Annotated in this window: 19 protein-coding genes; 12 read left to right on the forward strand and 7 right to left on the reverse strand. The window is 66.6% G+C overall.

All coding sequences use genetic code 11. The annotated features are described in order from the left end of the window. Positions 1–77: 77 nt before the first annotated feature. The gene (gene norR / locus Q0105_RS07645; protein ID WP_298210407.1) at positions 78–1,634 is read right to left on the reverse strand and encodes a nitric oxide reductase transcriptional regulator NorR; all 1,557 of its coding nucleotides are present in this window, start codon (positions 1,632–1,634) and stop codon (positions 78–80) included. A 256-nt stretch (positions 1,635–1,890) separates the two neighbouring features. Between norR and Q0105_RS07650 the strand changes: the two genes are divergently transcribed. From Q0105_RS07650 to Q0105_RS07665, 4 genes are all read left to right on the forward strand, one after another. Continuing rightward, entirely contained in the window at positions 1,891–4,176 is a 2,286-nt protein-coding gene (locus tag Q0105_RS07650) for a nitric-oxide reductase large subunit (RefSeq protein ID WP_298210409.1), read from the forward strand. A 195-nt stretch (positions 4,177–4,371) separates the two neighbouring features. Beyond that, complete coding sequence (locus Q0105_RS07655) at positions 4,372–6,390, forward strand: ribonucleoside triphosphate reductase (RefSeq protein WP_298210411.1); 2,019 nt, start codon at positions 4,372–4,374, stop codon at positions 6,388–6,390. Positions 6,391–6,482: 92 nt separating this feature from the next. Further along, positions 6,483–6,695, forward strand: coding sequence for an anaerobic ribonucleoside-triphosphate reductase (gene nrdD / locus Q0105_RS07660; protein WP_298210412.1), 213 nt, complete (start codon positions 6,483–6,485; stop codon positions 6,693–6,695). Then, positions 6,673–7,374 carry an anaerobic ribonucleoside-triphosphate reductase activating protein gene (locus tag Q0105_RS07665; protein WP_298210413.1) on the forward strand — a complete coding sequence of 234 codons (702 nt, stop codon included), beginning with the start codon at positions 6,673–6,675 and terminating at the stop codon, positions 7,372–7,374. The genes nrdD and Q0105_RS07665 overlap by 23 nt, the downstream gene beginning before the upstream one ends. 33 nt (positions 7,375–7,407) lie before the next feature. On the opposite strand, the gene Q0105_RS07670 is transcribed toward Q0105_RS07665, so the two are convergent. Further along, on the reverse strand, positions 7,408–8,346 hold the full coding sequence (locus Q0105_RS07670) for a hypothetical protein (RefSeq protein ID WP_298210414.1): 939 nt from the start codon (positions 8,344–8,346) through the stop codon (positions 7,408–7,410). Between the two features lie 270 nt (positions 8,347–8,616). On the opposite strand from Q0105_RS07670, the gene ipdC reads away from it, so the two are divergent. From ipdC to Q0105_RS07685, 3 genes are all read left to right on the forward strand, one after another. Then, positions 8,617–10,275 (forward strand): indolepyruvate/phenylpyruvate decarboxylase, encoded by a 1,659-nt coding sequence (ipdC, locus tag Q0105_RS07675; RefSeq protein ID WP_298210416.1) that lies wholly within the window; start codon positions 8,617–8,619, stop codon positions 10,273–10,275. Positions 10,276–10,410: 135 nt separating this feature from the next. Continuing rightward, on the forward strand, positions 10,411–11,817 hold the full coding sequence (locus Q0105_RS07680) for an aldehyde dehydrogenase family protein (RefSeq protein ID WP_298210418.1): 1,407 nt from the start codon (positions 10,411–10,413) through the stop codon (positions 11,815–11,817). Positions 11,818–11,827: 10 nt separating this feature from the next. After that, complete coding sequence (locus Q0105_RS07685; protein WP_298210420.1) at positions 11,828–12,400, forward strand: hypothetical protein; 573 nt, start codon at positions 11,828–11,830, stop codon at positions 12,398–12,400. Here Q0105_RS07685 and recQ read toward each other — a convergent pair. Next, entirely contained in the window at positions 12,397–14,289 is a 1,893-nt protein-coding gene (gene recQ / locus Q0105_RS07690; RefSeq protein ID WP_298210422.1) for a DNA helicase RecQ, read from the reverse strand. The genes Q0105_RS07685 and recQ overlap by 4 nt on opposite strands. Before the next feature lie 159 nt (positions 14,290–14,448). Here recQ and Q0105_RS07695 point away from each other — a divergent pair, with 159 nt between their 5' ends. From Q0105_RS07695 to Q0105_RS07710, 4 genes are all read left to right on the forward strand, one after another. Continuing rightward, on the forward strand, positions 14,449–15,513 hold the full coding sequence (locus tag Q0105_RS07695) for a homocysteine S-methyltransferase family protein (RefSeq protein ID WP_298210424.1): 1,065 nt from the start codon (positions 14,449–14,451) through the stop codon (positions 15,511–15,513). 145 nt (positions 15,514–15,658) lie between these two features. Then, positions 15,659–16,603, forward strand: a complete 945-nt coding sequence (gene ttcA / locus Q0105_RS07700; RefSeq protein ID WP_298210426.1) for a tRNA 2-thiocytidine(32) synthetase TtcA — start codon at positions 15,659–15,661, stop codon at positions 16,601–16,603. A 183-nt stretch (positions 16,604–16,786) separates the two neighbouring features. After that, a complete protein-coding gene (gene yegQ / locus Q0105_RS07705) occupies positions 16,787–18,229 on the forward strand; it encodes a tRNA 5-hydroxyuridine modification protein YegQ (RefSeq protein ID WP_298210427.1) in 1,443 nt (480 codons plus the stop codon). Between the two features lie 82 nt (positions 18,230–18,311). Further along, the gene (locus Q0105_RS07710) at positions 18,312–19,418 is read left to right on the forward strand and encodes a hypothetical protein (RefSeq protein WP_298210428.1); all 1,107 of its coding nucleotides are present in this window, start codon (positions 18,312–18,314) and stop codon (positions 19,416–19,418) included. A gap of 268 nt (positions 19,419–19,686) precedes the next feature. On the opposite strand, the gene Q0105_RS07715 is transcribed toward Q0105_RS07710, so the two are convergent. From Q0105_RS07715 to Q0105_RS07725, 3 genes are all read right to left on the reverse strand, one after another. After that, complete coding sequence (locus Q0105_RS07715) at positions 19,687–21,006, reverse strand: Glu/Leu/Phe/Val dehydrogenase (protein ID WP_298210430.1); 1,320 nt, start codon at positions 21,004–21,006, stop codon at positions 19,687–19,689. A 149-nt stretch (positions 21,007–21,155) separates the two neighbouring features. Continuing rightward, entirely contained in the window at positions 21,156–22,055 is a 900-nt protein-coding gene (locus Q0105_RS07720; RefSeq protein ID WP_298210432.1) for a PPK2 family polyphosphate kinase, read from the reverse strand. Between the two features lie 40 nt (positions 22,056–22,095). After that, complete coding sequence (locus Q0105_RS07725; RefSeq protein ID WP_298210434.1) at positions 22,096–23,085, reverse strand: helix-turn-helix domain-containing protein; 990 nt, start codon at positions 23,083–23,085, stop codon at positions 22,096–22,098. A gap of 98 nt (positions 23,086–23,183) precedes the next feature. Between Q0105_RS07725 and Q0105_RS07730 the strand changes: the two genes are divergently transcribed. After that, positions 23,184–24,023 (forward strand): MBL fold metallo-hydrolase, encoded by an 840-nt coding sequence (locus Q0105_RS07730; protein WP_298210436.1) that lies wholly within the window; start codon positions 23,184–23,186, stop codon positions 24,021–24,023. 3 nt (positions 24,024–24,026) lie between these two features. Here Q0105_RS07730 and Q0105_RS07735 read toward each other — a convergent pair. Further along, positions 24,027–24,406, reverse strand: a 380-nt coding sequence (locus tag Q0105_RS07735; protein ID WP_298210438.1) for a LysR substrate-binding domain-containing protein, incomplete at its 5' end; no start/stop codon positions are given.

Consider the following 24,406-nt stretch of genomic DNA (forward strand, 5'->3'; position numbering starts at 1 on the left):
GCTGCGGGTTGGGTTTGATAAGAAAATGGCAGCTGGCGCTTATTAGATAAGCGCTAATAGCTATCAAAATAATAGCATTACTTGATTCTCAGCCTGCGCGCCAGCTTGTGCAGGTTGCTCGCGTCCACCTCCAGCATGCGCGCGGCCTGGGCCCAGTTGCCTTGGTGGTGGGCCAGGGCGGCGGTGATGTGGGCGCGCTGGCAGGCGTCCACCGCGTCGCGCAGCGGGCCGGTGGGGGATGCTTGTGTGAGCGGTGCCGCCGTGGCCTCTGTGGCCAGAGGGGTGGCCGACACCGGGGTACTGGCCGCATCCAGGTCGAGCAGCGCGGGCTCCAGCGTCACGATGTCGGTGCGGTTCACGCCCCGGCTCAGGGCCTTGAGGGCGGCGCGGCTGATCACATGCTCCAGCTCGCGGATATTGCCGGGCCAGGGGTAGCGGCGCAGCGCGTCCTGCGCGGTGGCCGACAGCCGCAGGCTGCGCAGGCCCAGACGGGCGCGGTTGAGTTCGAGGAAACGGCCCGCGAGTAGCAGCACGTCGTTGCCCCGCTCGCGCAGCGGCGGGATGGGCACGGGGTACACCGACAGCCGGTGGTACAGGTCGGCGCGGAAGGCGCCGCCTGTCACTTGCTCGCGCAGGTTACGGTTGGTGGCGGCGATCACGCGCACGTCCACGCGGCGCGGGCGGTCGGCGCCCAGGCGCTGGATTTCGCCGTTCTGCAGCGTGCGCAGCAGCTTGGCCTGCACGGCCAGGGGTAACTCGCCCACCTCGTCGAGGAACAGCGTGCCGCCTTCGGCCGCTTCAAAGCGCCCCGGCCGGTCGGCCACTGCGCCCGAGAACGCGCCGCGCACGTGGCCGAACAGCTCGCTCTCGGCCAGCGACTCGGGCAGCGCCGCGCAGTTCACGTGCACCAGCGGGCGGGTGGCGCGTGTGGACTGGCGGTGCAGCAGGCGCGCGAACAGCTCCTTGCCCACGCCGGTTTCGCCCAGCAGCAGCACGGGCAGGTCCGAGCCCGCCACCACTTCGAGCTCGTGCAGCAGGCGCGTGAGGGGCGCGCTCTGGCCGACGATCTCCATGTCGCCGTCGCCCGCGCGGGTGGCGCGTTCGTCGTCGGCACTGCGGGTGTGGGGGGCGCTGCGCAGCGCCTGCACTTCGCGCTCCAGCCGCGAGATGCGCACGGCCGCTTCCACCAGCACCTTGCAGTCGGCCAGCGCGGCGCGCGCGGCCTCGCCAAAGGCGCCGGTCTGCAGCGCGTCGAGGGTGAGCACGCCCCAGGGCTGGCCGTCCATCTGCAGGCTGATGCCCATGCAATCGTGCACCGGCAGGGGCTCGCCCACCAGGGTGTCGAGCAGGCCGTCGTACGGGTCGGGCAGGGTGCTGTCGTGGTCAAAGCAGGTCACCTCGCGCCGCGCCAGGATGGCCGCCAGGCGTGGGTGCTGGCCAATGGCAAACCGCCGCCCCAGTGCCTCGCGCACCAGGCCGTCCACGGCCACGGGGCGCAGGTGGTCTTCCTCCAACTGCAGCAACGCCACGGCGCCACAGCGAAAACGCGTGCGCAAGTGGTCCACCAGCCGCTGCAGGCGCACGGCCTGGGGCAAGTCGGTGGCCAGGTCAGCCAGCAGGAGGTTGTGGTCCATGGTGATATTTACCTTGTTGGGGTGAATTAAACCCTATTTTGGTGGGGTGAAAAACACCATGAACGTTGTAAGTGATTGATTTAAAGGGCTTGTGGCCCTGGCCCGTTGCTTGCGATGGAGGGAGTGGACCCCATTCACTCGTTCAGAAAAGCCATGACCACAAAACCCCGGCCCTCAGCGGCCCCACCTGCCGCCAGCGCGCGCTGGCGCCGACCTTTCTTCTCATTCTTTGTCTTGTTGAAGCTGGAGGCCCGCCATGGGTAATTACCGCAAGCTCTGGTTCACGCTGATCGGCGTGCTCATCGTCACCTTCAGCCTGCTGGGCTACTACGGTGCCGAGGTCTATCGCACCGCGCCGCCCATTCCCGCCAAGATCGCCACGGCGGGGGGCGAGGTGCTCTACACACACGACGGCATCCTGGACGGCCAGACCGCCTGGCAGTCGGTGGGCGGCATGCAACTGGGCTCCATCTGGGGCCACGGTGCGTATCAGGCCCCCGACTGGACGGCCGACTGGCTGCACCGCGAGCTGTTGAACTGGCTGGAGGTGGCCGCCGAGCGCGCGCACGGCAAGCCTTTTGCCGAGATCGCCGCCGCCGACCAGGCCGTACTGCGCGACCGTATGAAGACCGAGTACCGCACCAACACCTACAACCCCGCAACAGGCGTGGCCACGGTGTCGTCCACGCGGGCCGATGCGATCGCGATGACCGCGCTGTATTACGACCAGTTGTTCAGCGACATGCCCGCGCTGCAAAAGACGCGCGAGCACTTCGCCATGAAGGAGAACACCCTGCCCAGCGCCGAGCGGCGCGCGCAGATGACGGGCTTCTTCTTCTGGACGGCCTGGGCCGCCGCCACCGAGCGGCCTGGCACCACGGCCACGTACACCAACAACTGGCCCCATGAGCCCCTGATCGGCAACAAGCCGACCGCCGAGAACCTGGTCTGGTCGGTGATGAGTGTGGTCGTGATGATGGCGGGCGTGGGCTTCCTCGTGTGGGGTTGGGCCTTTTTGCGCAAGCACGACGAGGCCGACCCGACGCCGCCACAGCACGACCCGCTCTCGCGCGTGCCGCTCACGCCCTCGCAACGCGCCCTGGGCAAGTATTTGTTCCTCATCGTCGCGCTGTTCAGCTTTCAGGTAATGCTGGGCGGGTTCACTGCGCACTACACGGTGGAAGGCCAGCAGTTCTACGGCATCAACGTGTCGCAGTGGTTTCCCTATTCGCTGGTGCGCACCTGGCACATTCAGAGCGCGCTGTTCTGGATCGCCACGGGCTTCCTCGCGGCGGGGCTGTTCCTCGCACCGCTCATCAACGGCGGCAAGGACCCCGCCTGGCAGAAGCTGGGCGTGGACATCCTGTTCTGGGCGCTGGTCGTAGTGGTGGTCGGCTCGTTCGTAGGCAACTACCTGGCCATCGCGCAGATCATGCCGCCCGAGTGGAACTTCTGGCTGGGCCACCAGGGCTATGAATATGTAGACCTGGGCCGCCTGTGGCAGATCGGCAAGTTCACCGGCATTGCCTTCTGGCTGGTGCTGATGCTGCGCGGCATCGTCCCGGCGCTGCGCACACCGGGTGGCGACAAGAACCTGCTGGCGCTGTTGACGGCATCCGTGGTGGCCATCGGCCTGTTCTACGGCGCGGGCTTCTTCTACGGCGAGCGCACGCACCTGTCGGTGATGGAGTACTGGCGCTGGTGGGTGGTGCACCTGTGGGTCGAGGGCTTCTTCGAAGTCTTCGCCACCACGGCGCTGGCCTTCATCTTCTCCACGCTGGGGCTGGTGTCGGCCCGCATGGCCACCACGGCCAGCCTGGCCTCTGCATCGCTGTTCATGCTGGGCGGCGTGCCCGGCACCTTCCACCACCTGTACTTTGCGGGCACCACCACGCCGGTGATGGCGGTGGGCGCGGCCTTCAGCGCGCTGGAAGTGGTGCCGCTTGTGGTGCTGGGCCATGAGGCCTGGGAACATTGGCGCCTGCAGCACCGCACACCCTGGATGGCGAAGCTGCGCTGGCCGCTGATGTGTTTCGTGGCCGTGGCCTTCTGGAACATGCTGGGCGCGGGCGTCTTTGGTTTCATGATCAACCCGCCCATCTCGCTGTATTACCTGCAAGGCCTGAACACCACACCGGTGCATGCGCACGCCGCGCTGTTCGGGGTGTATGGATTCCTGGCGCTCGGGTTCACGCTGCTGGTGCTGCGCTACATCCGGCCGCAACTGGTGTTCAGCGAGCGGCTCATGAAGACCGGCTTCTGGTGGCTGAACGCGGGCCTGGTGCTGATGATCGCCACCAGCCTGCTGCCCATCGGCCTGTTCCAGTTCCACGCCAGCGTGAGCGAAGGCCTGTGGTACGCCCGGGGCGAGGCTTTCATGCAGCAGCCCTTTATGCAAACGCTGCGCTGGGTGCGCACCTTTGGCGACGTGGTCTTCATCGTCGGCGCACTGGCCGTGGCCTGGCAGGTGGTGAGTGGGCTGTTCGGCTCGCGTGCGCCTGCCGCACCGGCAGGAACCCGCCTGGCGGGGGCTGCCCGCTGAGCCACTGCATGTCTTCTGTTTTGATCCATCGGTAGGGCCTGAGGGCACCTTCCTTTCGCCGGCCCTTGAGGCCGGTTTTTTTTACCCTTGCTTACCGTCGCGCTTGTGTTTGATCAAACTACCTATAGTGTTTGATGGGTATCGTGGACACCATAGGTAGTGTTTTTAACCGCTTTCCAAAGATTGGGCCCATCCATGGCATCCACCCTTGTCAGCCTGCCGCGCGAGGTCATCAACCGCAGCGGCCAGCGTGCTCCCTTCGATGCCGACCGCATCCGCGCCGCATTGCAACGCGCTGGCATGGCCACGGGCGAATACGGGGCGGACGAAGCCGCACTGCTCTCGGCGCAGGTGAGCAAGGTGCTCATCCACCGCTTCCACGGCGAGGCGCCCACCATCGAGCAGATCCAGGACGTGGCCGAGCAAACCCTGATCGCCGCCAACCACCTGGCCACCGCGCGCGCCTACATCGTGTACCGCGAGCAGCACGCCACGCTGCGTGCCGACAAGCAGACGCTGGTGGATGTGGAAAGCTCCATCAACGAATACCTCACCCGCGCCGACTGGCGCGTGAACGCCAACGCCAACCAGGGCTACTCGCTGGGCGGGCTGATCCTCAACGTGGCTGGCAAGGTCACGGCCAACTACTGGCTCTCGCACGTCTACACACCCGAGATCGGCGAGGCGCACCGCCAGGGCGACATCCACATCCACGACCTGGACATGCTCAGCGGCTACTGCGCGGGCTGGTCGCTGCGCACGCTGCTGCACGAGGGGCTGAACGGCGTGCCCGGCAAGGTGGAGGCGGGGCCGCCCAAGCACATGAGCTCGGCCGTGGGGCAGATCGTGAACTTCCTGGGCACGCTGCAAAACGAGTGGGCGGGCGCGCAGGCGTTCTCATCATTCGACACCTACATGGCCCCCTTCGTGCGCCTTGATGCCATGGATTACGCCGCCGTGCGCCAGTGCATCCAGGAGCTGGTCTACAACCTCAACGTGCCCTCGCGCTGGGGCACGCAGACGCCGTTCACCAACCTCACCTTCGACTGGACCTGCCCCGAGGACCTGCGCGAGCAGGTGCCCGTGATCGCAGGCAAAGAGATGCCCTTTGCGTATGGCGAGCTGCAGGCCGAGATGGACCTGATCAACCGCGCCTACATCGACGTCATGACCACGGGCGACGCCAAGGGCCGCGTGTTCACCTTCCCCATCCCCACCTACAACATCACCAAAGACTTCCCCTGGGAGAGCGAGAACGCGCAGCTTCTGTTCGACATGACGGCCAAGTACGGCTTGCCCTACTTCCAGAACTTCATCAACTCCGAGCTTTCGCCCCACATGGTGCGCTCCATGTGCTGCCGCCTGCAGCTTGACCTGCGCGAGTTGCTCAAGCGCGGCAACGGCCTGTTCGGCAGCGCCGAGCAGACCGGCAGCCTGGGCGTGGTCACCATCAACTGCGCGCGCTTGGGCCACCTGCATGCGGGCGACGAAGCGGGCTTGTTTGCCGCGCTCGACCGCCTGATGGAGCTGGGCAAACAAAGCCTGGAGACCAAGCGCAAGCTCATCCAGCGCCTCATGGACCAGGGCCTGTTCCCCTACACAAAACGCTACCTGGGCACGCTGCGCAACCACTTTTCCACACTGGGCGTGAACGGCGTCAACGAGATGGTGCGCAACTTCACCGCCGACGCGCACAACATCACCAGCGAATGGGGCCAGACGTTTGCCGTGCGCCTGCTCGACCATGTGCGCGAGCGCATGACGCAGTTCCAGGAAGAAACCGGCCACCTCTACAACCTGGAGGCCACGCCCGCCGAGGGCACCACCTACCGCTTCGCCAAGGAAGACAAGAAGCGCTGGCCCGCCATCCTGCAGGCCGGCACGGCCGAGCAGCCCTACTACACCAACTCCTCGCAACTGCCCGTGGGCTTCACCGACGACCCGTTCGAGGCCTTGATGCGGCAAGAGGCGCTGCAATCCAAATACACCGGCGGCACCGTGCTGCACCTGTACATGGGCGAGCGCGTCTCCACCGGCCACGCTTGCCGCGACCTGGTGCGCCGCGCGCTCACCAACTTCCGCCTGCCCTACATCACCGTCACGCCCACCTTCTCCATCTGCCCCATGCACGGCTACCTGGCGGGCGAACACCCGTTCTGCCCGCGCTGCGACGAGGAGCGGCTGGCTGCCAAGCGCCGCCGCCTGGCAGCCTGAAGCAAAAAAGGCCGTTGGCGCTTGATAGATAAGCGCCAACAGCTATGAAAATAGTAGCAATTGATTTCTTCCACCACAGAAAGGACCCCGGCATGAGCCACTTCTCCACTACCGAACAAACCGCACTCTCCAGTGCCGCTGCCGCCGTGCAGCTCACCGACGACGAGCGCCAACCCTGCGAGGTCTGGACCCGCGTGATGGGCTACCACCGCCCCGTGGCCAGCTTCAACACCGGCAAGCAGGGCGAGCACGCCGAGCGCCGCTTCTTCGCCGAGCCGCGACGTGGCTGTAGCAACGCCTGCTGAGGTCATCGTGCACCCGCCCACCGCCGGGCTGCGGCTGGGCGGCCTCACGCCGCTGACCACCATCGACTTCCCCGGCCGCCTCGCGGCCGTTTTCTATTGCCAGGGTTGCCCCTGGCGCTGCGGCTACTGCCACAACCCCGAGCTGCTCGACGCCACTGCGCCGCCCACGCTGCCCTGGGCACAGGCGCTGCAGTTCCTGGAAAGCCGCCGTGGCCTGCTCGACGGCGTAGTGTTCTCCGGCGGCGAGCCCACACTGCAAGCCACACTGCCCGCCGCGCTGGCCCAGGTGCGCGCCATGGGCTTTCAAACGGCGCTGCACACCGGCGGTATGTACCCCGAGCGGCTTGCAGCCATGCTGCCCCTGCTCGACTGGGTGGGGCTGGACATCAAGGGGCCAAAACACCGCTACGACGCCATCACGGGCGTACCCGGCAGTGGTATGAAACTGTTTGAATCAATGCGCCGTTTGCTTGCCAGCGGTGTGGCGTACGAGTGCCGCACGACGTGGCATGCGGGACTTTTTGATCGGGAAGAACTCCAGGCGCTGGGGCAACACCTGGCGGACGGGGGCGTTAAGCGCTGGGTGGTGCAAGAGTGCCGCTCTGCGGGCGCAGTGTCTTGGCACCACACTGCGCCGCACGGCCCTTGGCCCCTGCCCACCACCCTGCGCAAGGCATGATGGGTGGTGGTGGGCCACTGGGCGAGCTTTTGGTTACTGAGCCAAGCCGAATCGCGAAATGTGCTCGATCTGTTGCAGCAGCGCGGATGGGCCAATACCCTGTTCAGCATCCTTGTAGATCAACCCGGTGCCTACCCCTTTGGGCGTGGTGATGCGGCGAACCTGGAGCATTTGTCGGGTGCTGTTGGCAGAGGCTAGCGAATCGCCTTCGCCTTCATTGACGCTGTAGGTGAACAGGTAGGAGCGAAGCAACTGGCCGCTGGTGCTGATTTTGACGCACAGCACATTGCCGGCCAGGTTCCCGCGGGTTTGGTGTTCGCAGCCAAAGGTTTCGTTGGCGTTGGACATCAGGCCATTGCCATTGGCTGTGGCGCCCACATTCTTGGTCAGCTCCACCAGGTCCGACTGCAGGCCTTCGGATCCAATGGAATTCAAGGTCCAGAAGCCACGCAGGCTTTCAGGGACAGCGCCATAGCCGAAGTTAAAGCGCGAAATCGCAACCTCGCTCTCGTTCGGGAATTGGATGAATCCAGAAGTGCCAGAGGTGAAGCGAATGCTCACATTGCCCGCGCTGCCTGCATCGACTCCAGAGCGAGCACCGCTGCCGAAATAGCGGCCACCGTTGTACTTGTTCAGCGATGCGGTCACCTTGTTGTCGACGACCTCTCCCACGGCCAGGTAAAACGTGGGCTGGCCGCTGCTCTCGTACGCATACATCTGCATCACCAGGGTGGCGTTCTGCACATCAATTCCAAAGCCTCGGCCTGGTCTGCCATCCACCTCAGAGGTCACCACCCATGTGCCAGATTGCGGGGCGAAGGCATGCGCCAGGCTGGCACCCAGGAACAACGCTGCGGCAATCACTCTCTTGAAAATCATCGGTACGCCCTCTGTAGATTGATTTGATAGTTGAACTTGCGGGGGAAATGTAGCTGGATTCGAAAAAGGAGCGTTGAAAAAATCGAAAACCAATGACGGGCATCAGAAACGTTCGCCCGTGCCGCATCGGTCCGCAGCGCGGGCTTGCGAACTGTTGGTGTTCTGTCGCAGACGCCTGGCAAGGCATTTATGACTTGGATCGATGAACAGGTTTTTGTGTTCAATTTGCAGAAAATTCGAATAAAACTGTGAGTTGAAATTGATTGACGCTGCATTTGATGCGCATCAGAAGCCTTGTAAGCAGGCAAAGCGGATCATCCGCTCCTTCGTCTTTCAGACACTGTCTTGCAAGGAACCACGTCCATGACCCTCGGCCTCCAACTGCTGCACGCGCTCAAGCACCACGGCGCGCACGAAATCTTCGGTATCCCCGGCGACTTCATCCTGCCTTTGTTCAAGCAGATCGAGGAAAGCGGCATCCTGCCCCTGGTCACGCTCAGCCATGAGCCTTCGCTGGGTTTTGCCGCCGATGCCGCCGCGCGCATGCACTGCGGGCTGGGCGTGGTGGCTGTCACCTACGGCGCGGGCGCGCTCAACGTGGTCAACGCCGTGGCCAGCGCCTACGCCGAGCGTTCGCCCTTGGTCGTGCTGGCTGGTTGCCCCGGTGAGGTCGAGGCCCACTCGGGCCTGGTGCTGCACCACCAGGTGCGCCACATCGACTCGCAGTGGCGCATCTTTGGCGAGATCACCTGCGACCAGGTGCGGCTGTCCGACCCCGCCACGGCACAGGCCGATATTGCCCGTGTGCTGCGCAACTGCCTGGAGCTGTCCCAGCCCGTGCTCATCGAGGTGCCGCGCGACATGACGCTGCAGCCCATGGGCGAGGTGCCCGTGCTGCCGCCCAGCGCCTTCAGCGCCGACGCCGTGGCCGAGTGCGCGGACGAGTGGATGGCGCGCATCCGGGCCGCGCAGAGCCCGGTGCTGGTGGTGGACGTGGAGGTGCGCCGTTTTGGCCTGGAGGCGCGGGTGGCCGAGCTTGCGCGCCGCCTGCAGTTGCCTGTGCTCACCACCTTCATGGGGCGTGGCCTGCTGGCCGACGACGGCGTGAGTTTGGGTGTGCAACTGCACGGCACCTACCTGGGCGTGGCGGGTGCGCCCGAAACGAGCGCGCTGCTCGACGACTCCGACCTGCCCGTGATGCTGGGCGCCATCCTGTCGGACAACAACTTCGGCGTGAGCGCCGAGCGCATGGACTTTCGCCGCGCGCTCATCGCCGCGCACCGCGAGGCGCGCGTGGGCCACCACCTGTACCAGAACATCCCGCTGGCCGCGCTGGTCGAGGCGCTGCTTGAGCGCGCCCCGGCGGCGGGCAGCCGCGCCGCGCACGCGCAGCCGCCAAAGCTGGAATACCCCATGGGCCTGGTGGCCGACGACGCACCGGTGTGTGCGGCAGACCTGAGCCGCGCGCTCAATGACCGCATCCTGGCGCACGGGCCCATGAACATCGTCTCCGACATCGGCGACTGCCTGTTCGCTGCCATGGAGTTATTGCCCACGCCGCTGGTGGCGCCGGGCTACTACGCCACCATGGGCTTTGGCGTGCCCGCGGGCATCGGTGCGCAGGTGGCCACGGGCCAGCGCAGCCTGATCCTGGTGGGCGACGGTGCCTTTCAGATGACGGGCTGGGAGCTGGGCAACTGCCCGCGCCTGGGGCTGGACCCCATCGTCATCGTGCTCAACAACCAGACCTGGGAAATGATCCGCGCCTTCCAGACCGAATCGCGCTGCGCGGCGCTGGGCGACTGGCACCTGGCCGCCGCCGCCGATGTGCTGGGCGGGCGTGGCCACCGGGTGCACACCCGCGCCCAGTTCAAGGCCGCGCTCGATGCGGCGTTTGCCGAGCGCGGGCGCTTCCAGCTCATAGAGCTGATGGTGCCGCCGGGCGACAGCACGCCCACGCTGAGGCGCTTTTCCGAAGGCATCCGTGCGCTGCGGGCGCGGGCCGCAGGCGCGACAGGCTGAGCCTTCGTTTTTTTTCGCCCGGCGCGGGTACCCCCTTCCCGCAGCCCTGCGCAGAACAGGGCATGGGAGCGGCCCACCTCCCGCGCTTTCTCTTTTTCTTCTTTCTTGCCAGCAAACCATCCCAGGAGACAACCCATGCCAGATTTCACCTTCACCATCGGCGGCCAGCAGGTCGCAGGTGCTGCCCCTTCCATCCCCGTGATCGACCCGGCCACCGGCCAGCCCTTCGCCCACAGCCCCGCCGCCACTGTGGCGCAGCTCGACCAGGCGGTCAGCGCCGCCGCCCAGGCCTTCGCCACCTGGCAGCACAGCAGCCACGCAGAGCGCAGCGCCGCGCTGGAGCGCGTGGCTGTGGCCATCGAGGAGAACGCGGCCGAGCTGGCGGAGCTGGTCGTGCGCGAGCAGGGCAAGCCGCTGGCGCTGGCGCAGATGGAGGTGGGCGGTGCCGTCGCCTGGACGCGTGCTGCCGCTGCGCTGGAGATTCCGGTCGAGGTGATCGAGCAGCGCGAGGGCAAGCGCATTGAGCTGCACCGCAAGCCGCTGGGCGTGGTCGGCTCCATCACGCCGTGGAACTGGCCGCTGATGATCGCCGTCTGGCACATCATGCCGGCACTGCGCGCGGGCAACGCCGTGGTCATCAAGCCCTCGCCGTTCACGCCGCTGTCCACGCTGCGCCTGGTGCAGATCATGGCCACCGTGCTGCCCGCCGGGCTGGTCAACGGCGTGGTGGGCCAGGCCGAGGTGGGCCAGGCCATGGCTGAGCATCCGGGCATCGCCAAGCTGGTGTTTACTGGCTCCACACGCACCGGCCAGGACATCATGCGCCGCGCTGCGGGCAACCTCAAGCGCCTGACGCTGGAGCTGGGCGGCAACGACGCAGCCATCGTGCTGCCGGGCACCGACATTGCATCCATCGTCGAGGGCCTGTTTGGCACCGCCTTCCTCAACATGGGCCAGACCTGCGCCGCGCTCAAGCGTCTGTACGTGCACGAAAGCCAGGTCGATGCCGTGTGCGAGCAGCTGGCGGCCATCGCTGCGCGCCAGGTGCTGGGCGGCGGCATGGAAGCGGGTGTGAACTTCGGCCCGGTGCAGAACGCACAGCAGCTCGCGCGTGTCGAGGAGCTGGTGGCAGACGCTCGCGCCCAGGGTGCACGTATCGTCTGCGGCGGCCAGCGGCTGGAGCGGGCGGGCTACTTCTACGCGCCCACCATCGTCGCGGGCCTCTCCAACGGCACGCGCCTGGTGGACGAGGAGCAGTTTGGCCCCGTGCTGCCCGTCATCGCCTACCGCACGGTGGACGAAGCCGTGGCGCTGGCCAACGCCAGCAGCATGGGCCTGGGCGGTTCAGTGTGGGGCGATGTGCAGGCCGCCACGGCCCTGGCGCCGCGCCTGGAATGCGGCACGGTCTGGGTCAACGGCCATGCCGAGGTGCTGCCGCACTGCCCGTTCGGTGGCAGCAAGATGTCGGGCGTGGGCGTGGAGTTCGGCCTCGACGGCCTGCTTGAATACACGCAGCCCCAGCTCTTGAACATCAACGGCTGAGTACGGCGCGATGGACGGCTACCTCGCCTTGGTGCGCGCCCAGCCACTGGCCACGGCCATGCTGCAGTTTGCCGTGCTCGGCACGCTGGGTGACCTGCTCGGCGCCTGGCTGGCGGCGCGGCGCGTGCACTGGCCGCTGGGCGACGGCCTGTGGTGGCGCAAGATGCTCAAGTGGGCGCTGCTGGCCGTGCCGATCAAGGTGGCTTTTGTGGGTTACGCGGGGTTTGTGCAGGCGCTGGTGGCCCATGGCTGGCTACCGCAGGGCCAGCCGTTGGTGCTGGCGCTGGCCACCTCGGTGGCCATCAACCTGCAGTTCGGCCCGCTCTTGGTGCTGGGCCACCGCTGGCTCAACAACCGCATCAGCGGCATCCGTGGCGCCAGGGGCTGGCAGAACATCGGCAGCAGCCTGTGGAGCCTGGCCTGGTTTTGGGTACCTGCCCACGCCGTCACCTTCGCGCTGCCGCCGGACTGGCGCATTGGCCTGGCGGCGCTGTGGTCGGTGGTGCTGGGGCTGATTCTGGGCCTGCACAGCAGCCCCGTGCGTGCCGTACCGCAGTCGGTGGCCGCGCCCTCAGTGCGTTAGGTGTTCGCCACGCGCAGCACATCCGCCCCATAGGCTTCGAGCTTCTTCGCTCCCATGCCACTAATGCCTTGCAGGTCGTCCAGCGTGGCGGGGTTGCGCTCGGCAATCGCTGCCAGCGTGGCGTCGTGGAAGATCACGTAGGCCGGCAGGTTGTGCTCACGCGCCACCTCGGCGCGCCAGGCCTTGAGGTTGATGAAGCGCACCTGCGCATCCGGCCCCAGGTTGGCCGCTGCGGCAGGCGGGGCGCTGCCGGTGCCCTTGCGGGTGCGCGTGCGTTTGGCAGGAGTGGACGACACCGATTCGCGCAGCTGCACCGGCACCTCGCCCTTGAGCACGGCGCGCGAGCCCTCAGTGAGGCACAGGGTGTCAAAGCTGTGGCCGCTCTCCAGCATCACCTTCTGCAGGCCCAAAGCACCCGTGGCGATCAGTTGGCGCAGCACGCCGCGCAATTGTGGTTCCGACAGGTCGGCGCCAATGCCGAAGGTGGAGATTTTTTCGTGCCCGAACTGCGCCACCTTCTCGGTCTTTTTACCGCGCAGAATGTCCATGATGTGCCCGGTGCCAAAGCTGATGCCGCTGGCCTGATTCACGCGGTAGATGGTGGACAGCAGCTTGCGCGCGGCGTCGGTGGCATCCCACACCGCAGGCGGGCTGATGCAGTTGTCGCAGTTGCCGCAGGGCGTGGACTGCTCGCCAAAATAGGCCAGCAGCCGCACGCGGCGGCAGTCGGTGGCCTCGGCCAGCGCCAAGAGCGCATCAAGCTTGCCGCGCAGCGCTTGCTTGAACTCTTCACCCGCCGGGCTCTCGTCGATCATGCGGCGCTGGTTGACCACGTCGTTCAGGCCATAGGCCATCCAGGCGTCGGCGTTCAGGCCGTCGCGGCCCGCACGGCCCGTCTCCTGGTAGTAGCCCTCGATGTTCTTGGGCATGTCCATGTGCGCCACAAAACGCACGTCGGGCTTGTCGATGCCCATGCCGAACGCGATGGTGGCCACCATCACGATGCCTTCCTCGCGCAGGAAGCGGTCCTGGTTCTTCTGCCGCACCTTGGTATCGAGGCCCGCGTGGTAGGGCAGGGCGGTAAGGCCCGCGTCGCTCAACGTGGCGGCCAGCTCTTCCACGCGCTTGCGCGACTGGCAATACACCACGCCCGCCTCGCCCGCGTGCTCGCGCTCGATGAAGCGCAGAAGTTGCGTGGTGGCGTCTTTCTTCTCTTCGATGCGGTAGCGGATGTTGGGCCGGTCAAAACTGCTGATGAACAGCCGCGCATCTTCAAGCTGCAGCCGCTCGATGATGTCGGCGCGCGTGAGGTTGTCGGCCGTGGCCGTGAGCGCTATGCGTGGCACGCCCGCATAGCGCTCGTGCAGCACGGTGAGCGCGCGGTACTCGGGGCGAAAGTCGTGGCCCCACTGGCTGACGCAATGCGCCTCGTCGATGGCGAAGAGAGACAGATGCCCCTCGTGGTACAGGCTGTCGAGCAGGCCCAGAAAGCGCGGCGTGTTCAGCCGCTCGGGCGCGGCGTAGAGCAGCGTGATGGAGCCGGTCTGCAGGCGAAATTCCACGTCCTGCGCCTCGTCAAAACTCAGCGTGGAGTTCAAAAACGCCGCATCCACCCCAGCCTCGTGCAGCGCGCCCACCTGGTCATGCATCAGCGCGATCAGCGGCGAGATCACGATGGTCACCCCGCGCCCCTGCTGCTGGCGCACGATGGCCGGCACCTGATAACACAGCGACTTGCCGCCGCCCGTGGGCATGAGCACCAGCGCATCGCTACCGCCAATCACATGCTCGACGATGGCCTGCTGCGGGCCGCGGAATTGCTCGTAGCCGAAGACGTCGTGCAGGACGGTGTGGGCGGGGGATGGGGTGGAGGACGGGCGAGAGGACAAACGGATGCTCTGAATTTGATAGCTGCTGGCGCTTGTTCATCAAGCGCTGGATGCCGATTGAATGGGTTTTCTTCAAACACTGGGTTTTGGCCCCGTGCGCGGCAGGCGCATATTGTGCGCTGCAACGGGGCCAGGGCCACACTTTCTACAATACAGCCTATGCAAGCCCTCCACTACACCCGCGCCGCGCAACTGCCCGACATCCTCGCCCAACGCATCGTCATCCTCGACGGCGCCATGGGCACCATGATCCAGCGCTTCAAGCTGGGCGAGGCGCAGTACCGGGGCGAGGGCTACACCGGCCCCGGTGCGGCGGGCGACCGCTTCAAGGACTTTGCCTACGACGTGAAGGGCAACAACGAGCTGCTCTCGCTCACGCGGCCCGACGTGATCACCGACATCCACGAGCGCTACCTGGCTGCGGGCGCCGACCTCATCGAGACCAACACCTTCGGCGCGACCACCATCGCGCAGGAGGACTACCACATGGCCGATTTGGCGCGCGAGATGAACCTGCGCTCGGCCCAGATCGCCCGTGCCGCCTGCGACAAGTATTCAACGCCCGACAAGCCCCGCTTTGTGGCGGGCGCCCTGGGCCCCACGCCCAAGACGGCCAGCATCAGCCCCGACGTGAACGACCCCGGCGCGCGCAACATCGACTTTGAAGCCCTGCGTGCCGCCTACTACGAGCAGACCGAGGCGCTGGTCGAAGGCGGCGCCGACGTGCTGCTGGTCGAGACCATTTTCGACACGCTCAACGCCAAGGCCGCGTTGTTCGCCATCGACGAGTATTTCGAGAACAGCGGCCAGCGCCTGCCGCTCATCATCAGCGGCACCGTCACCGACGCCTCGGGCCGCATCCTGTCGGGCCAGACCGTGACCGCCTTTTGGAACAGCGTGCGCCATTCGCGTCCGCTGGCCATTGGCCTCAATTGCGCGCTGGGCGCCACGCTGATGCGCCCCTACATCCAGGAGCTCAACCGCGTGGCCGAGGACACCTTCATCAGCTGCTACCCCAACGCGGGCCTGCCCAACCCGATGAGCGACACCGGCTTTGACGAAACGCCCGAAATCACCAGCCGCCTGGTGCACGAGTTCGCGGCCGAGGGGCTGGTCAACATCCTGGGCGGCTGCTGCGGCACCACGCCCGACCACATCGGCGCCATTGCCACGGCGGTGGAGAAGGTGCCCACGCGCAAGATGTTCTACCCGGCCGAGGTTTGAGCTGGCGGCTGATTTGTAGGAAAATTGGCCTCTGGCGCTTGATGATCAAGCGCTAATAGCTATAAAAATCATAGCAATTGATGCTGCGGCAACTGGCGGTGCCGCAGGGCCGTTGTGCTCCCCGCCGTCCCCCTGTCGCCTCCCCATGCTGTCCACCGTTTCCGCTCCCACTTTCGACACCACCACTGCGGTGCCCGATGCCTCCCCGGCCCCCAAGGCCAGCCACGAAGCCATCAAGCTCGAAAAGCGCCTGGTGCGCCAGGTGGCCCAGGCCATCACCGACTTCGGCCTTATCGAAGACGGCGACAAAGTCATGGTGTGCGTGTCGGGCGGCAAAGACAGCTATGGCCTGCTGGACGTGCTGCGTTTGCTGCAGCAGCGCAACGGCAACCGCTTCGAGTTGATAGCGGTCAACCTCGACCAGAAGCAGCCCGGCTTTCCAGCCCATGTGCTGCCCGACTACCTGGCCAAACTGGGTGTGCCCTTCCACATCGAAACGCAAGACACCTACAGTGTCGTCAAAGAGCACATCCCCGAGGGCAAGACCATGTGCAGCCTGTGCAGCCGCCTGCGCCGGGGCATTTTGTACCGCGTGGCCGACGAACTGGGCTGCACAAAAATAGCGCTCGGCCACCACCGCGACGACATGCTGCAGACCTTCTTTTTGAACATGTTCTTCGGCGGCAAGCTCAAGGGCATGCCGCCCAAGGTGCAGAGCGACCGGGGCGACCACCTCATCATCCGCCCGCTGGCCTATGTGGCCGAGGACGACCTCAGCCGCTGGGCCGAGATCCGCAACTTTCCCATCATCCCCTGCACGCTGTGTGGCAGCCAGGAGAACCTGCAGCGCAAACAGATCGGCCAGATGCTGCGCGACTGGCAGCAGCTCTACCCCGGCCGCATCGAGAACATGGCGGTGGCGCTGCGCAACTTGGTGCCCTCGCACTTCATGGACACGCGCCAGTTCGACTTCAAAGGTTTGGCGCCGAACGGTGTGGCGGATGCCGACGGCGACAAAGCGTTCGATGTCGAAGAATTGCCTGCGCAGGCCGTAGGCACCCTCGCGGGCCTGTCGGTGATGCCCGGCTGACACTGATACCCCTTGCTGGAATGCCATGACTCTTCTGGCCCTGTTCTTCCCCCCACCGTTCGGGCTGAGCCTGTCGAAGCCGGGGCCCTGCCTTCGACGGGCTCAGGCCGAACGGGCAGGGGGTTGTCGAACAAACCGGCACTCCGGCCACATCCGCCTTCATTACCGATTCAGAGGCACCCCATGACCCTCATCAAAGCCCCCGAACTCCTGCTGCCCGCAGGCTCGCTCGACAAGATGCGCGCCGCCTACGACTTTGGCGCCGACGCCGTGTATGCGGGCCAGCCCCGCTACAGCCTGCGCGCGCGCAACAACGAGTTCAAGCTGGAGCAGATCCGCCAAGGCATCACCGAGGCCCACGCGCGCGGCAAGAAGTTCTTCGTCACCAGCAACCTCATCGCGCACAACGACAAAATCCGCACCTACCTGCGCGACATCGAACCCGTGATCGACTGCCAGCCCGACGCCCTCATCATGGCCGACGCGGGCCTGATCATGATGGTCAAGGAGAAGTGGCCCGAGCAGGTGATCCACCTCTCGGTGCAGGCCAACACCACCAACTGGGCGGCCGTGAAGTTCTGGCAGAAGATGGGCGTGGAGCGCGTCATCCTCTCGCGCGAACTCAGCCTGGACGAGATCGAAAAAATCCGCCAGGAATGCCCCGACATGGAGCTGGAAGTCTTCGTGCACGGCGCGCTGTGTATTGCGTACTCGGGCCGTTGCCTGCTCAGCGGCTACTTCAACCACCGCGACCCCAACCAGGGCACCTGCACCAACGCCTGCCGCTGGAACTACGCCACGCACGACGCCGATATCGACCCCACCACAGGCGAAGCCATTGCGCAGAAGATGGAAGGCGACTTCAACTTCGAGGCCGCGCAACAAAAGGCCGAACAAGCCTTCGCTTCCACCACCGGCAACGGCGAGCGCCACCCCAAGGCCGACAAGGTCTACCTCATCGAAGAAGCCGGCCGACCTGGGCAAATGATGCCCATCATGGAAGACGAGCACGGCACCTACATTATGAACAGCAAGGACCTGCGTGCCGTGGAGCATGTGGCGCGCCTGGCGCAGATCGGCGTCGATTCGCTCAAGATCGAAGGCCGCACCAAGAGCCTGTATTACGTGGCCCGCACCGCCCAGGTGTACCGCCGCGCCATCGACGACGCCGTGGCGGGCCGCCCCTTCAACCCTGAGCTGCTGCTGGAGCTCGAAGGCCTCTCGAACCGTGGCTACACCGGCGGCCTGCTGGAGCGCCGCCCCAGCAACGACTACCAGAACTACATCAGCGGCCACTCCGAAACCCAGCGCAGCCAGTATGTGGGCGAGGTGCTGGGCTCCGAGGGCCTGGCCGAAGCGGGCCTGAGCGGAGACTGGGTGCTGGTGGAAACCAAGAACCACTTTGCCGTGGGCGACCTGATTGAAGTGGTGCACCCCAGCGGCAACACCACCGTGCGGTTGCAGCAGATGCGCAACCTGGAAGGCCAGTCCGTGGCCGTGGCGCAAGGCAACCCGGTGCGCGTGTGGATTCCGCTGCCTGCGCGCTATGAAGGCGCGTTGCTTGCGCGGGTGGTCGAGGCACCGGCCAAGTCGTCTGAAGCCGCCGCTTCGGAATTGGTGGCTTGAGCCAGAGCGCTGCGATGGGGGTGTGGCGGGGGCGCTGACCACCCGCTCTGTTCTTGGGCCGTGAATCGTTTCAGAATTCGGCATGGCCATTCCCATCGACCCCTCCCGCAGCACGCTGCCGCCCGTGGCCCAGTTTCTGGCTGAGGCGGCGTTGCAGCGTCAGACTTCGCTGCTGGGGTTGGACAAACCCGGCCCCGCGCCGCTGCCTCCGGCCGACCCCAGCGGGCCGCCACCCACGTCCACCTCGCCCACCCCTCCCGCTGGCCCTTTGCCCGCACCGGCCGACAAAGCCAGCATCTCGGCCCAGGCGCGCGAGCAACTCGGTGCGGGTTTTGACCCACGGCGTGAGGTGGCGGGCCATGCAGCCGCTGCGGTGGCCCCGGGTGCCAAGGCCGGCACCACGCCGCGTGGGCCTTTGGCGCCACCGCCGCTGCCCGTGGGGGCGTCTGCACCGGCCCCCACCACGACCGCCGCTTCCGCTGCATCCGTGTCGGGCGCTGATTGGCCCACCACGGGATTGGGTGCGCCGCTGATGCGCATGGTGGGTGCACTGGTGGCACAGCTCACGGCGGGCAGCGCCGCGCCGCAGCGGGTCACGGCTGCCCAGCCCTGGCCCATCGGGCTGGCGCAGGCATTGGAAAGCGGTGCGGTGGATGCCGATGCTCCAGCGCTGCAAACCTGGCTGGTGCGCCAGGGCAGCGTGCAGACACCCGAAGGCCCGCGCGGCTTTGCGCTGACCCTGCGCGTGCCGGTGCCCTGGCTGGCGTCGCAGGCGCCTTCGGGTGCGGCTGCCATGCCCCCTACAGTCGCATCGCCGCTGCAGGTGCCGTTCACGGGCAACGCGCAGTCGCTGCAGTCCGGGGTGTTTGCGCTGGTGTTGCAGGGGCTGGAGGCGTCGGCCCCCCGCACCAGTGCCCTGCTGGTGATGGATTTCCAGCCGCAATTGCCCGCCACCGTGTATGGCCGCGACATGCTGCAAGCGCGCCTGGACCCGTGGACCCAGATGGCCGTGCTGCAGGCCAGCGGCCAGGTGCCGCGCGAGGACGAGCGCGCGCGCAACGGCGCGTCGGGCCTGTGCGACACCGTGGGCTGCCCCTACGCCGCGCGGGCGGCTTGCGTGCAGCCGTTTTGTCTGGAGATGCGTGGCGTGCTGCCGCCAGAGCCGGTGGGGCCGGTGCCGCCGGCGTGACAACGCAACAAACAATCAAACCCCATAAAAAAACCGCCAGGGCCGGATAGCGGCGGCTGGCGGTGATTGGTGAGCCCATTTGCCCGAATGGGGCGATGGACTGGGCTTGTGGTGGTGCGTGCACGCCGATACCGTTCGGGCTGAGCCCGTCGAAGCCTTGCGCGGCGCTTCGACGGGCTCAGCGTGAACGGTCTGTTGTGGCGCAACGCAACCGGAGACCGGTCACCGCGAACGGTGGATGCATTGCTGGCCGCAGTCTGTCAAAGGCTTACGGATACAGCCCGCGCATTTCGCGCGCATGCAGGATGCGCTGGCAGGCCACGATGAAGGTGGCGGTGCGCAGGCTCACCTTGTGTTCTTGGGCGATTTGCCAGACGCCTGCAAAGGCCTCTTGCATGATGCGCACCAGGCGGGCGTTGATCTCGTCTTCGCTCCAGAAGAAGCTGGAGAAGTCCTGCACCCATTCAAAGTAGCTCACCGTCACGCCGCCCGCATTGGCGATCACGTCGGGCAGCACCAGCACACCCTTGTCATGCAGGATGTCGTCGGCCTCGGGGGTGGTGGGGCCGTTGGCGCCTTCGATCACGAGCTTGGCTTTGATCTTGCCCGCGTTGTCCTTGGTGATCTGGCCTTCGAGTGCGGCGGGGATCAGGATCTCGCAATCGACGCCCCAGAACTCTTCAGGCTTCATGGTGTCGGCACCAGCAAAGCCGCCCACGCCGCCGCTGGCCTTGACGTGCGCCAGCAGGGCGGGCACATCGAGGCCGTTGCTGTTGAAGATGGTGCCGGTGTGGTCCTGCACGGCCACCACCTTGGCGCCTGCTTCGGCAAACAGCTTGCCGGCAATGCCGCCCACGTTGCCGAAGCCCTGCACCGCCACGCGGGCACCCTGCACGGTCAGGCCGGTGAGCTTGGCGGCTTCCATGCCCACGGTGAACACGCCACGGCCCGTAGCTTCCACGCGGCCGAGCGAGCCGCCCAGGTCCACGGGCTTGCCGGTGACCACGCCAGTGGCGGTGGCGCCCACGTTCATCGAATACGTGTCCATCATCCAGGCCATGATCTGGCCGTTGGTGTTCACGTCGGGTGCGGGGATGTCCTTGGAGGGGCCGATGATGATGCCGATCTCGCTGGTGTAGCGGCGCGTCAGGCGCTCCAGTTCACCCATCGACAGCTTCTTGGGGTCCACACGGATGCCGCCCTTGGCACCGCCGTAGGGCACGTTCACGGCGGCGTTCTTGATGGACATCCAGGCCGACAAAGCCATCACTTCCGACAGCGTCACGTCCTGGTGAAAGCGCACGCCGCCCTTGCCGGGGCCGCGCGAGGTGTTGTGCTGCACGCGGTAGCCCTCAAAGTGGGCAATCGTGCCGTTGTCCAGCTCGATCGGCACGTCCACGATCAGCGCGCGCTTGGGGCGCTTCAGGGTTTCGACCCAGCGGGCCAGGTGGCCCAGGTAGGGCGTGACGCGGTCCACCTGTTGCAGGTAGATGCCCCAGGGGCCGAGGTTGTCGGCCTGCAGGTACGAGGGCAGGGTATGGACGGTGCCTGCGGGGGTGGAAGCGGGAGCGCCGGTGGCGTGCGACATGGTGAATTCCTTGTGGGATCAGTTCAAGCCGCGAAGCTTATGCCTGTGCCAGCGCGCTGTCTAAGGCCGTAGTGTTTGTGGGCCATGCATTTTGTGCATAACCATCTGAAACGCAGTGCAGATGCTGCGATGCAGCAAAAGCAGGGGCCTCATTCGACCTGCAGGTGGGCCAGCGCCGGGTCGCCTTCGGGGTAGCGCAGGTCCAGGTTCTGCAGCACCTCGCGCAGCACTGTGGCGACCATCAGGTTGCGGTGCGTCTTGGAGTTGGCGGGCACGATGGTCCAGGGCGCCCAGGGCGTGTGGGTGGCGGTGAGCAGCGTGTCGTAGGCGCTGCGGTAGTCGTCCCACTGCTTGCGCACCGTGATGTCGCCCATGCTGAACTTCCAGCGCTTGGCGGGGTCGTCCAGCCGCTCTTGCAGGCGCTCGCGCTGCTCGTTAAAGCCGATGTGCAGCAGGAACTTGAGCACGATGGTGCCCGTTTCGCTGAGCATGCGCTCGAAGTCGTTGATGTGGGCCAGCCGCTGGCGGTGCTGCTCGGGCGTGATCCAGCCGTTGACCACCGGCACCAGCACGTCCTCGTAGTGGCTGCGGTTGAACACGGTGATGTCACCCGCCTGCGGCACCTGTTGGTGGATGCGCCAGAGGTAGTCGTGCGCCAGTTCGGCTTCGGTGGGCGCCTTCCAGCCCACGGCGTGCACCCCGAGGGCGCTCATGCGGCCGAACACGCCACGGATGGTGCCGTCCTTGCCCGAGGTGTCGGTGCCCTGCAGCACTACCAGCAGCTTGTAGCGTTTGTCGGCGTAGAACAAATTCTGCAGTGCGTCCAGCTCCACGGCCAGCGCCTCAACGGCGGCTTTGTCCTCGGCCTTGCTGCCCTCTGAGAACGGCTTGTCGCCGGAGTCGCGGTCGTCCAGGCGGAAGGCCTTGCCCTGGGCGGCCGCGCCCGGCGCCCGTGGCGGGCCGGGCTGCCAGTGCGACCAGCGCTGCGCCAGCGCCTTGTCGCGGGCCGAGAAATGCGCGGGTACTTGAGGGGCTGGGTTGCTGGGCATGGGCTTGTCTCCTGGGTTGGGGGTGTATAGAAATGGCGGCTCAGCGCGCGCCGTGGGCCATGCGGTAGGCCAGCGGCGTCTGGCCCGTAGCATGCCGGAACGCGCGGTGCAGCCCGGCTTCGCTTGCAAAGCCCAGGTCTTCGGCAATGCGTTTGAGGGGGTGGTTGGTGTCGCGCAGGGCCTCGCTGGCCTGGCGCAGCTTGATGCGGCGCATCCAGTGTGCGGCCGATAGCCCCGTGTGCGCCTGCACCCGCCGCGCCAGCGTGCGCGGCGACAAGCCCAGCGCCGTGGCCAGCAGCGGCAGGCGCAACTGGCTGGCCGGGCTGCGTTGCACCCACAGCATGGCGCGGCGCAGGTCGGCATCGGCCGTGGTCATCAGGTCATGCCCGGCAAAGGCGGGGTGGGCAGTGCGCGGGCGGGGCAGCATCAGCAGCTCTTGCAGGTCGGTCAGCGCCTGGGGCGGCAGGCGGGTCGCCAGCGCGTGCAGCATCAGCGGCAGATAGCCATTGGCCCCGGCAGCGGTGGTGGCGGTGGGGCCTGCCACCAAGGGCTCATCAAAGCGCCAGTTCACCGCTGCAAATTGTTGCTCCAGCGCCGCGCGCAGCCACCAGGTGGCCGTGGCGCTCTGGCCGCGCAGCCGGCCACTGGCGGCGGCCAGCACCACACCCGCGCAGTAGCTCCACAGCTGGGTGCGCCGGGGCAGGGCGTGCAGTGCCTGCGCCACGGGGGCCAGTTGCTGCAGCGGCGCCTGCAGGCCATCGGGGGACGAGAGCCACAGGCCCGGCACCAGCACCGCATCCGCCCCGGCCTGGGCCAGCGCCACCGTGGGCGCCAGGGTCGGGCCTTGCCAGGTGGGCACGGGTTGCAGGTCCACCCCGGCCCAGCAGACGTCGATCACCGTGGCCTGTGCGCGCAGGTTGGCGGCACGCGCCATGTCGGCGGCGGCAAACAGGCCCGCGGGCATGCAGCCGGGGTACAGCAGCAACGCAAGCCGCAGCGGGGCGGAGGGCGGCGAGATGGGCTTGGGCATGGCTGGCTGGAAATGGCAAGAAATTGTCAGATCAGGCCATTTTCGGCACATCGCCGGTTTTCAACAATGGACGGACTGCACCCCATGAGGAAACCACCATGCACATCACCCACCTTCGCAACGCCACCATGCTTCTGGAGTTCCAGGCCGCAGGCCAGCCCATCGGCTTGCTGGTAGACCCCATGCTCGCGCGCCGTGGCAGCCTGCCCGCCCTGCGCTACCTGGGTGCGCGGCGCCAGCGCAACCCCATCGTCGAGCTGCCCGTGCAGGCCGATGAAGTGCTGGGGCGCGTGACCCATGCGCTCATCACGCATTGCCAGCGCGGGCATTTCGACCACCTCGACAGCGCGGGCAAGCGGTTTCTGCGCGAGCGCAGCATCCCCGTGTTCTGCATGCCGCACGATGCGGATTACCTCGCCCAGCGCGGCCTTGCCGTGCAGCCGTTGGCTGGCGCGGAACGGCAGCCTTTTGCACTGGGCGGCCAAGTGACCCCGATTGCCTGTGTGCACGGCGCGGGCTGGGTGGGGCGTTTCATGGAGCACGGCCATGGCTACCTGCTGGAGCTGCCGGGCGAGCCCAGCGTGTACCTGGCGGGCGACACCGTGCTCACGCCCACGGTGCGCGACTGCCTGCAGCGGTTGCAGCCCGGCGTGGCCGTGCTGCCGGCGGGCGGAGCGCGCTTCGACCTGGGGGCAGACATCCTCATGGACGGGGATGACATGGCCGAGGCCTCCGCCCTGATGGCCGGAACCCTGGTGGTGAACCACCTGGAGGCGCTGGACCACTGCCCCACCAGCCGCGCCTCGGTGCGGGCGCTGGCCGTGCAAGGGGGCTGGGCCGACCGGCTTTGGGTGCCCGAGGATGGCGAAGCACGCGAATTCCGAGGCACCGCTGCTCACAATGCAGACGCTATCGAATCAGTAGCTGTTTGCGCTTGATGGTCAGGCGCTGGAGCCCTTTTTGATGCCGCACTCCTGCGGCCCCGAGCGGACGCCCGCACTCTCGTGCATCAGCGCCACGAAGCGCGCCGCGCCCAGGCCCAGGGGGCGCTCTTTGGACCACACCACATCCACCCACAACGCCGTGCCGTTGCTGAGGTTCTCGAACGGCATCTCCATCAGCGTGCCCGCCTCGATGCGCGGCTGCACCAGTGCGCGCGGTTGCCAGCCCCAGCCCAGGCCCGCCTCGATCAGGCCCAGTGCGGCCAGATGGTTGTCGGTGCGCCAGTGGTGGCGGGCGAACACAAAACGCGGGTCGGTCTGCGCAAGGTCGCGGCTGGCCACCACGATCTGGCGCGTGGTGGTCAGGTGCTCCTCGCGCA

Origin of the sequence: Acidovorax sp., assembly GCF_027492855.1 — a bacterium.
GTDB lineage: Bacteria > Pseudomonadota > Gammaproteobacteria > Burkholderiales > Burkholderiaceae_C > Acidovorax.

Coding starts and splice junctions, on each gene's coding strand:
- Q0105_RS07725 (WP_298210434.1), bottom strand. CDS start 23,085: ATGCCCAAGCCCATCTCGCCGCCCTCCGCCCCGCTGCGGCTTGCGTTG.
- Q0105_RS07655 (WP_298210411.1), top strand. CDS start 4,372: ATGGCATCCACCCTTGTCAGCCTGCCGCGCGAGGTCATCAACCGCAGC.
- ttcA (WP_298210426.1), top strand. CDS start 15,659: ATGCTGTCCACCGTTTCCGCTCCCACTTTCGACACCACCACTGCGGTG.
- Q0105_RS07710 (WP_298210428.1), top strand. CDS start 18,312: ATGGCCATTCCCATCGACCCCTCCCGCAGCACGCTGCCGCCCGTGGCC.
- norR (WP_298210407.1), bottom strand. CDS start 1,634: ATGGACCACAACCTCCTGCTGGCTGACCTGGCCACCGACTTGCCCCAG.
- Q0105_RS07680 (WP_298210418.1), top strand. CDS start 10,411: ATGCCAGATTTCACCTTCACCATCGGCGGCCAGCAGGTCGCAGGTGCT.
- nrdD (WP_298210412.1), top strand. CDS start 6,483: ATGAGCCACTTCTCCACTACCGAACAAACCGCACTCTCCAGTGCCGCT.
- ipdC (WP_298210416.1), top strand. CDS start 8,617: ATGACCCTCGGCCTCCAACTGCTGCACGCGCTCAAGCACCACGGCGCG.
- Q0105_RS07730 (WP_298210436.1), top strand. CDS start 23,184: ATGCACATCACCCACCTTCGCAACGCCACCATGCTTCTGGAGTTCCAG.
- Q0105_RS07685 (WP_298210420.1), top strand. CDS start 11,828: ATGGACGGCTACCTCGCCTTGGTGCGCGCCCAGCCACTGGCCACGGCC.
- Q0105_RS07695 (WP_298210424.1), top strand. CDS start 14,449: ATGCAAGCCCTCCACTACACCCGCGCCGCGCAACTGCCCGACATCCTC.
- yegQ (WP_298210427.1), top strand. CDS start 16,787: ATGACCCTCATCAAAGCCCCCGAACTCCTGCTGCCCGCAGGCTCGCTC.
- Q0105_RS07715 (WP_298210430.1), bottom strand. CDS start 21,006: ATGTCGCACGCCACCGGCGCTCCCGCTTCCACCCCCGCAGGCACCGTC.
- Q0105_RS07720 (WP_298210432.1), bottom strand. CDS start 22,055: ATGCCCAGCAACCCAGCCCCTCAAGTACCCGCGCATTTCTCGGCCCGC.
- Q0105_RS07650 (WP_298210409.1), top strand. CDS start 1,891: ATGGGTAATTACCGCAAGCTCTGGTTCACGCTGATCGGCGTGCTCATC.